Here is a 15712-nt window from a genome sequence, read left to right as displayed (position 1 = left end):
TTCGCTCTTTAGTCATCCATCAAACCAGTCTTGTTAAAATCATGAAGCTATCTATCATCGTCGCCATGGCCAGCAATAACGCCATAGGCATCAATAACCAATTACCCTGGCATTTGTCAGCCGACCTGAAGCGCTTCAAAAAAATCACAATGGGCGCACCTATTATTATGGGCCGCCATACCTTTGAGTCAATTGGCCGGCCTTTACCTGGCCGAACCAACATTATCATTTCGCGCAACCCCCTTTATCAACAGCCGGGCTGCCTGATATTCAATGATCCTGATGCCGCATTGGCGCATTACACAAATGAACATGAAGTATTCGTTATAGGCGGCGCGTCTTTATACAAGACTATACTGCCTATCGCTGACATTATTTACCTGACTGAAGTTAAACAGTCATTCGAAGGCGATACCTTTTTTCCGGAAATTAACAAGGAAGATTGGCTTGAATCAGCAAGAGAGGATATCGACGATGACCCACTCGTTTCGTTTAAATACAGTTTTATTAAATTGATACGTGCCCAATAAAGATTTAATGAGCCTCTCGTCAGCAGTAAACTGCAAAAAGGCTCAGCGATTGAAAGTCTGTTGTAACTACTCGCCAGCTCGAAATAGAGAGTGCAGGTAGGTGACTGAAAAGGTTTCTGCAACAGGGATGGTTTCATGCGTCGCTTGAAATCAAGCACCTACACCCAATAACTTCGGAAGGAGCGAGCAGATACCTCTGTTTTTTATTTTTTAGCCTAACGCCAAGTTGAAAGTGAATAAAATAAGCGTATCATCAAAAACATAAGCGAATGCTTATTTAATGCGTCATGTAAAAAGGCTTATGTTCGCAAACACAGTACAAAGTCAACTTATTCCGGAAACTTACCGTTTCCTGCATGACCGCATCATTAAACAGGGTTTATAAACCCCAATAACAAAAAAAAGAGAGAGGAAGGAAAATGCAGACACCCATTAACAACCAAAGACGCCAGTTTCTCCAATATTCCTTTTTTGGGGCGGCAATGGCCTCATTGCCGGGGCTGACTTTTGCCACTGCCGATCAAATCAAAAGCGAACCTTCACCCAATTTTAATCCCGATATTGAAATTGAGTTTACTGCGCGCCCTTCGTTTGTATCCATTCTAAAAGAGGGTGCTAAAACCAAGGTACAACGCTATTACGGTAAGCTACTCAAGGGACCTGCTGAGACATTGCATCATCTGGAAGGCAATTACCTTGGCCCCATCCTGAACTTGGTCAAAGGCCAAAAGGTTCGGATCTTCTTTTACAACAAATTGAGTGAACCGTCGATTATTCATTGGCATGGCCTGCATGTCCCACAGAAAAGCGACGGCCACCCGATGTATACCATTCAACCCGGCGAACGCTATGTTTATGAATTTGAAGTAATGAACCGGGCGGGCACTAGTTTCTACCATTCCCACGCTCATGAATTAACCGGAGACCAGGTTTATTTTGGATTAGCCGGGATGATTAAAGTTACTGACGATGAAGAAAAAGCCCTGAACTTGCCTCAAGGCGAATTCGATTTGCCATTCGTTATTCAGGATCGAAAATTCAGCACTGCCAATCAACTGAAATATGTTCACGGCATGATGCAAAAAATGATGGGGTTTCTAGGCGACACCATTGTCATCAACGGCAAAGCCGATGCCGAGTTTTCTGTCAAAACGCGCGCCTATCGATTTAGAGCATTAAACGGCTCCAATTCAAGAATCTATAAATTGGGCTGGGAAGATGGCACGCCGCTCACCGCGATCGGCACCGATGCCTGTTTGCTGGAAAAACCGGAAACCAGGCCTTATATCATGCTCGCCCCCGGAGAAAGAGTCGATTTATGGCTTGACTTCAGTGGCCGCGAAGTAGGTTCCAAGCTCGTAATGTACAGTTTGCCTTTTACCGGTGCGATGCCGGCCAGGTATGAAAAAATGCACGGCGAACAAGGCGGCATGATGGAGCACGGTAAAGGTTCCAAACCCTCCGGAGATAAGGAAAAAAGCCACGAAGGCATGTCCATGGGCAACGGCAGCGGCGAAATGAAAGGCATGCAGCACGACGGGGATGGCGGCATGGGCATGATGAAAATGATGGACCATGGCGATGAGTCAAAAAGCGCCGGAGGCAAATCCAATGAGCATGGCATGATGTCCATGGGTGGCATGGGTGGCATGGGTGGCATGGGTGGCATGATGACTAGCTTGGCACAAGGCGCCAAGTTTCCTATTGCAACCTTCAAAATTACCGCTAAAGCATCTGACTCACCTGAACTGCCTTCCCGTCTGGTCAATTTTGACCGCCTAACGATCAAGGATGTTGATAATGCAGCCAAACCAATACCCATTGCCATCTCTGAAAAGCCCATGGCATTTCAGTTAAATGGAAAATCATTTTCAATGGATAAAGTGCTGGATTTTGAAAAAGTTAAATTAGGCTCGATCAAGAAAATAAAAATATTCCATGACCACGGGCCTGCAGGAGGACAGCATGGTTCTGCAAGCAAAACCGGCAAACAATCCGAGCATGGCGGCAAAAATGAGATGAAGGGCATGCAGCATGGCACTGAATCTAAAGTTGCCGCTAAAAATACCGGCGAACATGGCAGCATGTCGATGGGCGACGACATGAAAGACATGGATCACAAAGGAGGAGGCATGGGCATGATGGACGGAATGGACCATGGTCAGGGTAGCAAGAGTCCCGCGAACAAGGCCGGCGGCGAACACGGCGGCATGTCAATGGGTGGCGGCATGAAAGGCATGGACCACGAAGGAGGAGGCATGGGCATGATGGGCGGAATGGGAGAAGGCGGCATGATGTTGTCAATGGCTCACCCTATCCACCTGCATGGTCAGCAATATCAGGTTCTCTCGCGCAAAATCGGGCCCATGGGTTCTGACGGTTATGAAACGGTCAAAGACGGCTTTATCGATACGGGTTGGAAAGATACCGTGCTTGTGATGCCCGGCGAAGAGGTTGAAATCATCAAACCTTTTCAGGACTTTAAGGGCTTGTTTCTATACCACTGCCATAATCTCGAACATGAAGGACTCGGTATGATGCGGCAATTTTACATTGAGTAAACCGAAAACCGTTCATCAACTTTGATTTTTTGGTAACTACTCGCCCTCTTTGAATTAAGGGTGTAGATGCTTGATTTCAAAGGACGCATCAATACGTCCCTGTAGCTCTCTGCAACATCCCTGTTGCAGAAGCTTTTCAATCAACAACCTACACCCACTATAATTGGAGGGGGTGAGCAGATACATTTTTTTGATTACATTCAATTCCGGAAAGCGCTGAAATTCAGTGCTTTCCGCTTTCAAATTCTCATCTTAAACTGCCTTCGTTTTTGAATCTGCCGACAAAATAAAGACATAGCAATCCGTACTGTATCCCGCTGACTTTAGGAATGCTGTTTTTAAAATGATTGCCCTTAATAATTTGGCTTAAGATTGAGGATAAATGTCGAGTAAAAAAGAGTCTTATCAGGCGGAGTAGTTTCATTTAAGCTTAGCTTGCGTTGTCATCCAAACCGTTTAGATTGATCCAAACAATGAAGCCTATTTTTAGCCTTAGCATCTCAACCAAACATTACAGAACCGGTCTTTTTTATTTGTTTGCTGCCCTGATAGGCTCTGCTGCCGGTTTTTTTATTTTGTTTCCTATCAATGAATTCGTTTATTACCATGAACATGAGAAGTTTGATGAGAATGCGGTTAATGTCACGCGTTTTGTTTTGGGTCAAATGATTGATGCATTGGCCGGTCATTCACCCCAAAAAACAGCTTTTTACGCCGTCGTTGGAATGGTGTTTGGCCTCAGTACGGCAAAAACCTATGCCGTTATGCACAAACGCTGGATTCAAATCCAGCAACTGAGCGAAGAACTGGGCAAAGATCTATTGGCATTGATCAGCCAGGGCGAAGGTCCTCTGCTGGAATTTAAATCGTCATTTCGATGGGATATGGAACAAGAGCGGGTTAATCGAGCCCTGGAAGGCGTTGTATTGAAAACCTTAGCGGGTTTTATGAATGCCAATGGCGGAACATTATTGATAGGAGTGGCCGATGACGGCAGTTTACTCAACTTGAACAAAGACTATCAAACACTCAAAAAACCCGGCCGTGACGCCTATGAGCAACTGATCATGTCAGCAATTGCCAGCCAAATGGGAGCAGACACCTGCCAATTCATTCGTATTGTTTTTCATACATTGGATTTTAAAGACATCTGCCGTGTGATCGTTTTACCGGCCAGTCGGCCTGTATTTATCAAACAAGGCAATGACCCCAAACTGTATCTGCGCACTGGAGGCGGCACCCGGGAACTGAATGTTCAGGAGGCAATGGAGTACATGAAACAGCGTTGGCATAAATAAGCCGATCAGGCCATTTTCGCATTCGGCTTTAATGAGCCCTGACAATGAACAGATACCCGGTAAACCGGATCACCCAAATGCAATGCGGTTAATTCGCCACCCCACAAACATCCGGAATCTATGCAGTAGCAGTTATTCTGAAGACTGTAACCCAACGAAGACCAATGACCGAAAATTATAGTAAGGCCTGCGCTTTTGCGGTTAGGCATGGCAAACCAGGGCTTTAAACTTTTAGGCTGAGTCCCGGGCGGACCATTGTGGTCAAAATCCAGCCGCCCGTTATCGTCACAATAACGCATCCGTGTCATGCAATTAATAACAAACCGCAAGCGGTCATTGCCTTTTAATTGCGAAGACCAGCAATTGGGCTTATTACCGTACATTTGCTGCAATAACTCGGGATAATCATCGTGCTGCAAAGCCGATTCAACCAGCCGCGCCATGTCACAGGCCGTATCAAAATCCCATTGCGGCGGTAAACCCGCATGAACCAGACAGAATTGTTCATTGAAATGAAATAAAGGCCTGTGCCTTAACCAATCCAGTAACTCATCCCGGTCAGGAGACTCCAGAATTTGGCTCAATGAATCTTTTTTACGCTCTGTACGCACCGAATGAGCCATGGCCAAAAGGTGCAGATCGTGATTGCCCAGGACAGTAATGGCGGAAGCGCCCAGCGACTTAACGAAGCGCAAGGTCTCAAGTGATTTTGGACCGCGATTGACCAAATCCCCTGCAAACCAGAGCTGGTCATCATTTTCATTAAATTTTATTGCCTCCAGCAATCTCATCAGATCGTCATAACATCCCTGAATGTCGCCGATAGCATAGATAGACATGGCTAATGCAGTGTACGAGGAACCGATAAGGTAAACTTGGGAATGATCGCATTAAAACTCTCGCCCTCATCAGAACGCATTGTATATTGCCCTTGCATGATACCGACCGGCGTTTCTATCATCGCCCCGCTGGTATAACGAAAACTTTCCCCAGGCTTGAGATAAGGTTGCTCGCCTATCACACCTTCACCCCGAACTTCTTGAACCTTACCATTGGCATCGGTAATCAGCCAATGCCTGGTCAGCAATTTTGCCGGTATTGCACCTTGATTCGTGATGGTGATGGTATAAGCAAACACATACCGATTGGATTCCGGATGTGACTGGGATTCAATAAATTGCGGAAACGCAAGGACCTGTATTTTATTTTTTTCGCTCATGGACAGATGATATATACTCAACACACTTCAAAAAACACAATATCAAGTAACCGTCTAAAAAGACTACCACTCGGAAAATCGCAAGATAAGTATCAATTGTAAGCCATTCCCCGGATAACTGTGTCATTTCATCGCATATCAAACTCAAACAAGCCTTCCATCATGAAAATGAAAAGCGTCACTGTCGTTTTGCTGCTGACCTTCTCATTTTCAGCGCTGAGCGAAGACGCAAAAGACTTGTTCTCTGCCGCTGTTCAAGGCAAAACCGCCAGAGTCGAAGCGCTTTTGGCACAAGGGATTGATGTCAACAGCCCGGCGTCTGCAGGCAGGACAGCCCTGATGGGCGCAAGTTTTAACGGCAATGTAAGCATTATCAAAACACTGTTATCATACGGCGCGAACGTGAATATGGCCGATAATCTGGGCAACACGGCCTTGATGGACGCGCTGATATTTGGACGAGAAGAGGTGGTGTCGCTTCTTCTGAAAGCAGGTGCAGATGTTAATGCAGCAGACAAGCTGAACATTTCTACGCTGGCCAAAGCTAAAAAAGCTGGGCACACCAATATCATAAAACTGCTTGAAGAGGCGGGTGCTAAAGAAGCGGCGGTATTGCCTGATTCGGAAACTCCGGCCGAAGGGGCCACCCCTGCTGAAGGCCAGCCTCCAGTCGAAGGCGCGCCGCCTCAAGAGGGTCAACCAACACCTGCGGCTTCGCCACCCCCAACCACTGACCCTACACAAAAACCAGGGCAAGAGAAAACCGGTGTAAAAGCGCCTGAACCGAAAAAATAAACAGCACCCTAAAAGCTAAATTGCCGATGTGATAGCAATTTGATGTGTACTGACTAAAAACTTAACTTCTAACTATTGATAAAAGGACCTACTTTGCATATTCATATTCTTGGTATTTGCGGAACATTTATGGGCGGACTCGCACTGATTGCCAGAGCATTAGGGCATCAAGTCAGCGGTTCCGATCAAAATGTCTACCCGCCTATGAGCACTCAACTGGAGGAGCAGGGTATCCTGCTTATGGAAGGTTACAGCGCCGATAATATAAAGAACAAACCAGATCTGATCATTATCGGTAATGCCTTATCGCGCGGCAATCCGGAAGTTGAGGCGGTCTTGAACGCCGGTTTGCGTTATGTGTCCGGCCCGCAATGGCTGGCGGAGCATGTGTTACAAGATAAATGGGTGCTGGGTGTAGCAGGAACTCACGGCAAAACAACGACAACCAGTATGCTGAGCTGGATTCTCGAATGCCAGGGGTTTAACCCCGGTTTCCTGATTGGCGGCATTCCACTTAATTTCGGTATTTCGGCCCGTTTGGGCGAATCCTCATTCTTCGTAATTGAAGCCGATGAGTATGATTCGGCATTTTTTGACAAGCGCTCAAAATTTGTTCACTACCGGCCGCGAACTGCCATTCTGAACAACCTGGAATTTGATCATGCCGATATTTTTCCGGATCTGGACGCGATCAAAAAGCAATTTCATCATCTGGTCAGAACCGTTCCCAGCGAAGGACTTATCATTGCCCCCGGCAGCGATGCCAATCTGGGTGACGTTATTTCCAGGGGTTGCTGGACACCGGTGCAATTAACATCGGTTGACGGTGAAGCCCAATGGAATGCCGGCCTTTTAAAAGAGGACGGCAGTCAGTTTTTGCTGTATCTGGCAGGAAAAGAGCAAGGTTTAGTGGACTGGTCCTTGACCGGTGATCACAATGTCTATAATGCATTGTCTGCCGTCGCCGCCGCTCATCATGTCGGCATCCATCCAGCTGATGCGATCTCGGCATTAAGCTCGTTTAAAAACGTCAAACGCCGGATGGAAGTGTTAGCCACCATTAATGGCGTAACGCTTTACGACGACTTTGCCCACCACCCTACGGCAATAAAGACCACATTGGACGGCTTGCGCAAACAAGTCGGAAACGAACGCATTATTGCAATTGTTGAGCCCCGATCGAATACGATGCGCTTGGGCATTCATACGCGCACGCTGGCAGAATCCTTAAGTCAGGCTGATTTAGCGATCATTTATCAGCCGGAAAATCTTAATTGGGATTTAACGGCGCTTACACACTATGCCAATAACATTCTGATATGCCCGACCCTTGACGAAATCATTGCCAAACTGAAATTTGAATCCCGTTACGGCGGACATTTTGTGCTGATGAGCAACGGCGGTTTTGGCGGTATTTATCAAAAACTATTAAATGCTCTGCCGGACTCGTGAGTGGCTTTTTTAAAAATGGGGCAAACCATTTGGAGTAACCCAACACTCTAAATCCGGCTTATCAGAGATGATCATGCAAAAACTGAGTTTCCATTACTGGAGTGCACTATGACGACACCCTTTCGATTTTTGCTCATTTCACTCTGGTTAGCCACCGGATGGGCTCACGCAGAACCACTCAAGCAGGATCTGGTCCCGGAGCCCTTAAAACCTTGGGTCGATTGGGTTTTAAAAGATCATCCAAACCTTGACTGCCCTTTTCTTTATAACAACTACGAACAAAAACGTTGCAGCTGGCCATCCGAGCTTTCCCTGTCACTCACGCCCAAGGGCGCAAATTTTAAAGCCGGATGGCAAGTCGACAATGAGAGCTGGATAGTCTTGCCGGGCGATAGTCTCCATTGGCCGCAAGGGGTAACAGTCGATCAGAAGCCCGCGTTGGTCACCCTCAGGGATAACCGGCCCATGATCAAACTGACCGCCGGTTATTACGAGGTTGCCGGTTATTTTTTATGGGATACCATTCCCGAAACACTGCGAATCCCTGATGACACAGGCTTGATTTCCCTGATTATCAATAACAAAAGCGTAACTTCACCGCTCATCAAGCAAGGCCAACTCTGGTTGAAAGGCAGTGAAAGCGGTGCCGCAAAACCGGAAAGCCTGCAAAACAGTCAATCGCTTCAGGTTTTCAGACAGTGGATTGATGAAGTGCCTACTCAGATGATTACCCACATTGATATCGATGTTACCGGCACTGCACGCGAACTTAAACTGAACGCCCCTTTACTAGAAGGTTTTGTCCCTTTCCAGTTGGACAGCTCATTACCGGCCCGGCTTGAACCGGACGGCACGTTGTTGATACAGGCCCGCCCGGGCCGCTGGAGTTTGGACATCTGGACCCGACGCTCTGCAGCCTCCAAGCCTGTCGTTTTGAATCCAAATGATCCTAATTGGCCGCAAACCGAGATTTGGGTTTTTAATGCGCGGCCGGCTTTACGCGTCCTGGAAATTGAAGGCCTTACTCCGATTGATCCTTCACAAACGAACTTACCCCCCTCATGGCAACAATTACCCGCCTACAGCGTCAATGCGGGTCAGTCTTTCAGTTTTAAAATCATTCGCCGCGGCGATGCGGAACCGCAACCCAATCAATTAAGTCTGACGCGTAAGCTCTGGCTGGACTTTGACGGCCAGGGTTATACCGTGAATGACCGGATTACCGGTATGCTATCCCGTGGCTGGCGGCTGGACGCTCAACCTGGCATACAGTTGGGAAAAGTCAGTCTGGATGGTCAGAATCAATTAATTACAGTCAACAAAACCACTGCCAAAGAAGGTGTTGAGGTCAGAAAAGGATCTATTATACTGGATGCAGACAGCCGGATAATCGGTGAAATCAGCACACTCAAGGCGGTAGGCTGGGATCAGGGTTTCAGCCAGGTTAATGCTGAACTCAACCTTCCCCCAGGATGGCGGCTGATTGCTGCAGGAGGCGTCGATAATGCACCGGATAGCTGGCTCTCTCGATGGACATTATTGGATTTATTCCTGGTCCTTATCGCTGCATTGGCAACGGCCCAGCTATGGAACTACAGCTGGGGTGCGCTTGCCTTGGTGACGCTTATCCTGATCTGGCATGAGCCTGGAGCCCCTCAATGGGTATGGCTCACTATTCTGGCTTCCATAGCGCTTATCAGAGTATTACCGGAAGGTAAATTTCTTACCCTGGTTAAAGGTATTCGCAATGCACTTGGCCTCTATCTGGTTGTTGTAACCATTCCTTTTATGATAGCTCAAGTCCGAATGGGGCTTTATCCGCAACTCGAACAGCCGTGGCACACCATTCAGGTTCAAAATTATGCTGCGGGAGGCAGCCCCTCAATGGAGGTTTCTGAGACTTTGAGCGATATGGCAGTTGCACCGGCACCTACTGCACCCCAAACTAAAATGCGCAGTCTGTCCAACGCCACTAAAGGCGATTACTATGCCACCCCCAATCAGAATTTGGCCCATACAGATCCCAATGCACGGATTCAAACCGGTCCCGGCTTGCCTCAGTGGCAATGGCGTAAAGTTCATTTATCCTGGAATGGCTGGGTTGATAGCCAGCAAGTCATCAGCCTATGGTATTTGTCACCGGCAATGTCCATGTTGCTGAACTTTATCAGAGTGATTTTGATTGTTTTACTCGGGCTATTACTGTTCGGATTGAATCTTAAACCATTCAACATAAGGTTTCCGAGCCTCGCAGGCTTGATGCTTTTGCCGCTGTTATCGCTTCCAAGCCAGGATACCTTTGCGGCTTTTCCCGATCCCACTTTGCTGGAGGAACTGAAAAACCGGATGCTGGAAGCCCCTGACTGCTTACCCGGCTGTGCTCAGATTTCTCATATGCAGCTGACAATTTCCGATCAGATGTTGAACATAGACCTGGAAATTCATACCGAGCAATCTGTAAGCCTGCCTTTACCGGCACAAAACGAGCAATGGTTTCCCAATCAGGTACTGGTAGACGGCAAACCCGCAACCGCTTTATTCAGCAAAGAAAATAGCTTGTGGCTGGGATTAACCAGAGGTCGGCATTCAGTAACAATGCGGGGAGCTCCTCCTGTATTGTCAAAATTTACATTGCCTCTGGGGTTACAACCCAATTACACAGAAATCAGTCTTTCCGGATGGGAAGTGAATGGACTGCATGAAAATGGGTCAACAGACGGCCAATTGCAATTCACCCGAGTGCAACAACTTGCCGGAACAGCGAAAACGGCGACTCTGGAACCCGGCGTTCTCCCGCCATTTGTCAAAGTTGAACGGTTTTTACACCTGGGACTGGATTGGCGGATATCGACTCAAGTCATTCGCATGTCTCCACCCGGAACGGCGATTGTGCTTGCCCTACCCCTAATTAACGGTGAGGCCGTCACAACGGCTGGTATACGCGTCAACGATAAGACGGTTCAGGTCAACATGACTGCTGACCAAATGGTTCTGCGCTGGGATTCTGTTCTGGAAAAAGCAGATGCGATTCAATTGACAGCCGGGGAAACTCAGGACTGGATTGAAGTATGGCGCGCCGATATTAGTCCGGTCTGGCATATTGAAACCCGTGGCATTACCATGATGCACGTCGACAAACAAGGCTATTGGCAACCAGAATGGCACCCTTGGCCGGGTGAAAAACTTGATATTCAGGTAACCCGACCTGAAGCTGTTAAAGGTCAAAATTTAACCATTGAAAGTAGCCGCTTAAGCACGAAACCCGGGCAAAGGTCACGTCAGGTGGACCTGCAATTAACCATTAACAGTTCTTTGGGTACCCAGCACACCCTAAAACTGGCACCGGATGTTGAACTGGAATCCGTTATTATCCAGGGTTCAAGTCAACCGATTCGCGCCAAAGAGGGACTGGTGACGCTGCCTTTGAGCCCCGGTAAACAAAGCATTAGCCTGAGATGGCAGGAACCTGAAGGCCTCTCTTTCCGTATGGATACATCGAAAGTGGATTTGGGTTTACCCAGCGTAAATACTGATTTGCAAGTCATTCTGGGTCAGGATAGATGGATCCTCTATACGTTGGGCCCCAAATTTGGTCCAGCAGTTCTTTTTTGGGGCGTATTGATAGTTCTTGCCGGACTGGCGTTGGGTTTGGGTAAAATTGCCTTAACACCTATAAAGCATTGGCAATGGCTGCTTTTGTTGATTGGATTAAGTCAAGTCTCCATTCTTTCTGGTTTAATCGTGGTCTTGTGGCTTATTGCTTTGGGTGCAAAAGCTCAATACCCTGAATCAATTAGCCGCTATTTCAATGCCGTGCAGCTGGGACTGGGCGCATTGACTCTGATGTCATTGACGATTCTGTTTATCGCCGTCGAACAGGGTTTGCTGGGAGCACCTGACATGCAAATCATCGGCAATCAATCTTCGGCTTATTCTCTAAACTGGTATCAGGATAGAAGTGAGGCTCAACTGCCTGTTTCAACCGTATTTTCTGTTCCGTTGATTGTTTATCGGATACTGATGCTGGCTTGGTCGTTATGGCTGGCTGTATCACTGTTGAACTGGTTGAAATGGGGCTGGAGCTGTTTTTCAAAAGAGGGCGTTTGGAAAAAAGCACCTGTCAAACCGAAACCCATGTCCGATTCAGACACGACTGCTCCCACCATTAAGGATGAGCATAAATAGCTGTCAATCAACCGAAGATTACTTATTAAATATCAGCGACTTGAAACTTTTAACCTTATTAAAGTCAGATTATTTATTTATCATTTGCCTCTTCGATTAATCAAAGGCGCTTATTACCTGAAAGTTGTAATATAATCACCGGTTTGCAGTTGCCTTCTTAGTTGAGGCAACAAATTATAAAATGTGAAGGCAACCCGTTTGACCGTTCGCATGACTACACAATGAGGGGAGAAAAGTACAATGTGTTGGAGTGGTGAAGCATCAACCGTGCTGGCTGCAGCCGGGTTGACAACAGCGCTTTATGTGGCAAGAAAAGGAGAATCAAAAGAATTATGGATCCCGCTGACTTATTTTGCATTAATGGAGTTACTTCAGGCGGCTACGTATATTTATATTGATGAATGCAGTGATCCCAATAATCAGGTCTTGACGTTGCTGGGATATCTTCACATAGCATTTCAACCATTTTTCGTAAATATGGTCGCCATGTACTTCATACCGGAAAGTGTGAAGCTGAAAATACGAACGACGGTATATACGATTTGTGCCATAGGTACACTCGCCATGCTCATCAAAATGTTTCCATTTGATTGGGCAGGAAAATGTAATATCGGCATTGAGGGCTTCTGTGGGGCGGGCACTTGCTCCGTTTCCGGCGATTGGCATATCGCTTGGCAAATGCCATTGAATGGCATTATGTCGGAACCGGTTCAATGGTTATTTGGATTCAATTGGGGGTTGCATGCATTTTCCTACATACTGGTCGCATTCTATTTACCACTTATGTACGGATCATGGCGTTTTGTAGGCTTTCATTATTTGATAGGCCCTTTAGTGTCCGACCTGACCACCACCGATCCCAACGAATATTGTGCCGTTTGGTGTCTTTTTTCAATTGCGTTATGTGTTTCGGTTATCAAAACCCCGATAAGAAAACATTTACACGTCAAAAAGTGGCCGTTTTATCAAAGACAAGTTTCAGACGCTTTATAATTCCGGTTTAGCCATTTGATGCAGCGTCTTCGGGCTGCATCAAACGGCATTGTTTTAAAACCTCAATCAAGGCCGGGACTGCTCAATGTCAGTTACCGGCTTCATTTAACAGGATTATCCCCCTGGCTCTATAAGGTTATCTCATGCTCAGTTATCGACACGGATTTCATGCCGGCAATTTTGCCGACGTGCTCAAACACAGCCTGATAAGCTTGGCAATCACTTCGCTAAATCAAAAAGAGAAACCCTACGTCTACATCGATACCCATGCCGGTGCTGGTCGCTATTTATTAAAATCAGCCTACGCCGAAAAAACCGGCGAATACCTTCGAGGCATTGCACGTTTATGGCAACTAACTGATATTCCGCCTGTATTAACCACCTACTTGGGGGTAATCAAATCACTGAACATGGGTAAGTCATTGATACATTACCCAGGCTCTCCCGCGCTAGTCAAAAAACTGATCAGACATCAGGACCGCATGCAATTAAGCGAATTGCATAGCAGTGATTTTCCTTTATTACTCGATTTGTTTAAAGGTGATAAGCAAGTAACTGTCAGCAAGGAAGACGGATTAAAATCATTACTTAAAAAATTGCCTCCCATTCAAAAGCGGGGCCTAATTCTCATAGACCCCAGCTATGAATTAAAGGAAGATTATCGTCTCGTTGTAGAATCGCTCAAGGCAGCTCTTAACCGATTTGCGACAGGCATTTATTGTTTATGGTATCCCGTAATTGACAGGGGAATAACTGAAAACTTGATGAAAACATTGATTGCTACCGGCATCCGCAGGCAATTGCGTATAGAGTTTTGTCCTGAACCCGATTCGTCCAGACCCGGTATGACAGGTTGCGGCATGTTATTCATCAATCCGCCTTGGCAATTGGAAAGCCAAGCTCGTGAGCTGTTACCCCTGCTTAATAAGCACCTGACAAACGATGAAGGTTGCTGGAAAATCGATTGGCAAGTGCCGGAATAGCCATTCTGATGCGTCATACTGTTTAACCTCCGACTCAATTGACTTTGACATAACTAATCTATGCTTCGAATTACCGAGATTAAATTGCCTCTTGATCATGATGACATTGCCTTAAAAAGTGCGATCATCAACAAGCTCAACATTTCTGTAGACGATTTATTATCTTACACTGTCTTTAAACGCAGTTACGATGCACGTAAAAAAGGCCATATTTGTTTTATTTATTCGGTAGACATTCAAACCTCATACGATGCGACTTTGTTGCAGCGCTTTGCAAATGATATCTGTGTGAGACCAACTCCGGATATGGCTTATCGTTTTGTTGCCAGGGCACCCTCTTCACTTAAAAACCAACCTGTTGTAATCGGCACCGGCCCCTGTGGTCTGTTTAGTGCCCTAATCCTGGCACAAATGGGATTTAAGCCGATTGTTCTTGAGCGGGGTAAAGCGGTTCGCGAACGTACAGTGGATACATTCGGTTTATGGCGAAAGAGACAATTCAATCAGGAATCTAATGTTCAGTTTGGGGAAGGAGGAGCGGGTACGTTCTCAGACGGAAAGTTATATAGCCAAATCAAAGACCCACAGTTTCGGGGCAGGAAAGTACTGACGGAATTTGTAAAAGCAGGGGCGCCCGAAGATATTTTATATGTGAACAAACCGCATATTGGAACCTTCAGGCTGGTTACGATGGTTGAGAATATGCGCGCCGAAATTGAGTCACTGGGTGGAACTATTCGTTTTCAAAGCAAAGTTGAAGATATTGTGATTGTGAATAGTCAGGTGCAGGGCGTCACTCTCTCTGGTGGAGAATTTATAGCCAGTGATCATGTGGTATTAGCCGTAGGCCACAGTGCGCGTGATACATTCAAAATGTTGTTCGACCGTGGCGTTTATATTGAGTCCAAACCGTTTTCTATCGGATTTCGTATTGAACATCCCCAATCAATGATCGATCAGTGTCGTTTTGGGCCACAAGCTGGAAATCCGCTCTTGGGTGCCGCAGACTATAAGCTGGTGCATCATTGCAATAATGGCCGAACTGTTTACAGTTTCTGTATGTGTCCAGGTGGAACCGTTGTTGCTGCAACATCTGAACCTGGCCATGTAGTTACAAATGGAATGAGTCAATATTCACGCAATGAACGAAATGCCAACAGCGCAATCGTCGTCGATATCTCACCGGATGATTACCCTGACAGCCCATTAGCCGGTGTCGATTTTCAGCGCAAATGGGAAAAATTAGCTTTTGAATTGGGGGGTAGAAATTATGATGCGCCGGCTCAACTAGTTGGTGATTTTCTTTCAGGTAAGCCCTCACTTCAGCTGGGTTCGGTCATACCATCTTATACGCCGGGGATACACTTATGCGATCTATCTTCCTGTCTGCCTGAATTTGTCATATCTGCGATTCGTGAAGCATTACCTGCCTTTGACAAAGTGATTAAGGGATTCGCTATGAATGATGCTATCTTAACAGGCGTAGAAACTCGCACTTCATCCCCAATTAGAATTAAAAGGAATGACTCTCTCCAAAGTCTTAATACGGCAGGTCTTTTTCCTGCCGGAGAAGGGGCTGGCTATGCAGGAGGAATATTATCTGCTGCTGTTGATGGAATTAAGATTGCCGAAGCAGTAGCAATTTCTATGATGAACAATAGAGAATAATTTTTTTAAACCGGAAATACACGGTCGC

The 15712-nt window shown here is 46.4% G+C and carries 11 protein-coding genes; 9 read left to right on the top strand and 2 right to left on the bottom strand.

The genetic code is table 11. The features are described from left to right. The first annotated feature begins 41 nt into the window (after nucleotides 1-41). From GO003_RS05430 to GO003_RS05420, 3 genes are all read left to right on the top strand, one after another. Nucleotides 42-530, top strand: a complete 489-nt coding sequence (locus GO003_RS05430) for a dihydrofolate reductase (RefSeq protein ID WP_159657023.1) — start codon at nucleotides 42-44, stop codon at nucleotides 528-530. 419 nt (nucleotides 531-949) lie between these two features. Next, nucleotides 950-3091: a multicopper oxidase family protein gene (locus GO003_RS05425; protein ID WP_231088833.1), complete on the top strand. Its 2142-nt coding sequence runs from the start codon at nucleotides 950-952 to the stop codon at nucleotides 3089-3091. 473 nt (nucleotides 3092-3564) lie between these two features. After that, entirely contained in the window at nucleotides 3565-4389 is an 825-nt protein-coding gene (locus GO003_RS05420; RefSeq protein WP_159657025.1) for an AlbA family DNA-binding domain-containing protein, read from the top strand. Nucleotides 4390-4394: 5 nt separating this feature from the next. Here the strand turns inward: GO003_RS05420 and GO003_RS05415 are convergent, their stop codons facing one another. Both GO003_RS05415 and apaG read right to left on the bottom strand, forming a co-directional pair. Further along, entirely contained in the window at nucleotides 4395-5228 is an 834-nt protein-coding gene (locus tag GO003_RS05415; RefSeq protein WP_159657027.1) for a symmetrical bis(5'-nucleosyl)-tetraphosphatase, read from the bottom strand. Nucleotides 5229-5230: 2 nt separating this feature from the next. Next, the gene (gene apaG / locus GO003_RS05410) at nucleotides 5231-5608 is read right to left on the bottom strand and encodes a Co2+/Mg2+ efflux protein ApaG (RefSeq protein WP_159657029.1); all 378 of its coding nucleotides are present in this window, start codon (nucleotides 5606-5608) and stop codon (nucleotides 5231-5233) included. 162 nt (nucleotides 5609-5770) lie between these two features. On the opposite strand from apaG, the gene GO003_RS05405 reads away from it, so the two are divergent. The 6 genes from GO003_RS05405 (at nucleotide 5771) to GO003_RS05380 (ending at nucleotide 15684) form a co-directional block, all read left to right on the top strand. Beyond that, nucleotides 5771-6403 carry an ankyrin repeat domain-containing protein gene (locus GO003_RS05405; protein WP_159657031.1) on the top strand — a complete coding sequence of 211 codons (633 nt, stop codon included), beginning with the start codon at nucleotides 5771-5773 and terminating at the stop codon, nucleotides 6401-6403. A gap of 93 nt (nucleotides 6404-6496) precedes the next feature. Next, the gene (gene mpl, locus GO003_RS05400) at nucleotides 6497-7855 is read left to right on the top strand and encodes a UDP-N-acetylmuramate:L-alanyl-gamma-D-glutamyl-meso-diaminopimelate ligase (protein WP_159657033.1); all 1359 of its coding nucleotides are present in this window, start codon (nucleotides 6497-6499) and stop codon (nucleotides 7853-7855) included. 108 nt (nucleotides 7856-7963) lie between these two features. Beyond that, nucleotides 7964-12040, top strand: coding sequence for a hypothetical protein (locus GO003_RS05395; protein WP_159657035.1), 4077 nt, complete (start codon nucleotides 7964-7966; stop codon nucleotides 12038-12040). 240 nt (nucleotides 12041-12280) lie between these two features. Further along, nucleotides 12281-13033: a DUF5765 domain-containing protein gene (locus tag GO003_RS05390; RefSeq protein WP_159657037.1), complete on the top strand. Its 753-nt coding sequence runs from the start codon at nucleotides 12281-12283 to the stop codon at nucleotides 13031-13033. A 143-nt stretch (nucleotides 13034-13176) separates the two neighbouring features. Beyond that, on the top strand, nucleotides 13177-14016 hold the full coding sequence (locus GO003_RS05385) for a 23S rRNA (adenine(2030)-N(6))-methyltransferase RlmJ (RefSeq protein WP_159657039.1): 840 nt from the start codon (nucleotides 13177-13179) through the stop codon (nucleotides 14014-14016). A 60-nt stretch (nucleotides 14017-14076) separates the two neighbouring features. Continuing rightward, a complete protein-coding gene (locus GO003_RS05380) occupies nucleotides 14077-15684 on the top strand; it encodes an NAD(P)/FAD-dependent oxidoreductase (RefSeq protein ID WP_159657041.1) in 1608 nt (535 codons plus the stop codon). Nucleotides 15685-15712 lie beyond the last annotated feature (28 nt).

This window comes from Methylicorpusculum oleiharenae (genome assembly GCF_009828925.2).
GTDB lineage: Bacteria > Pseudomonadota > Gammaproteobacteria > Methylococcales > Methylomonadaceae > Methylicorpusculum > Methylicorpusculum oleiharenae.
This window is presented reverse-complemented; position numbering and strand designations above follow the sequence as displayed.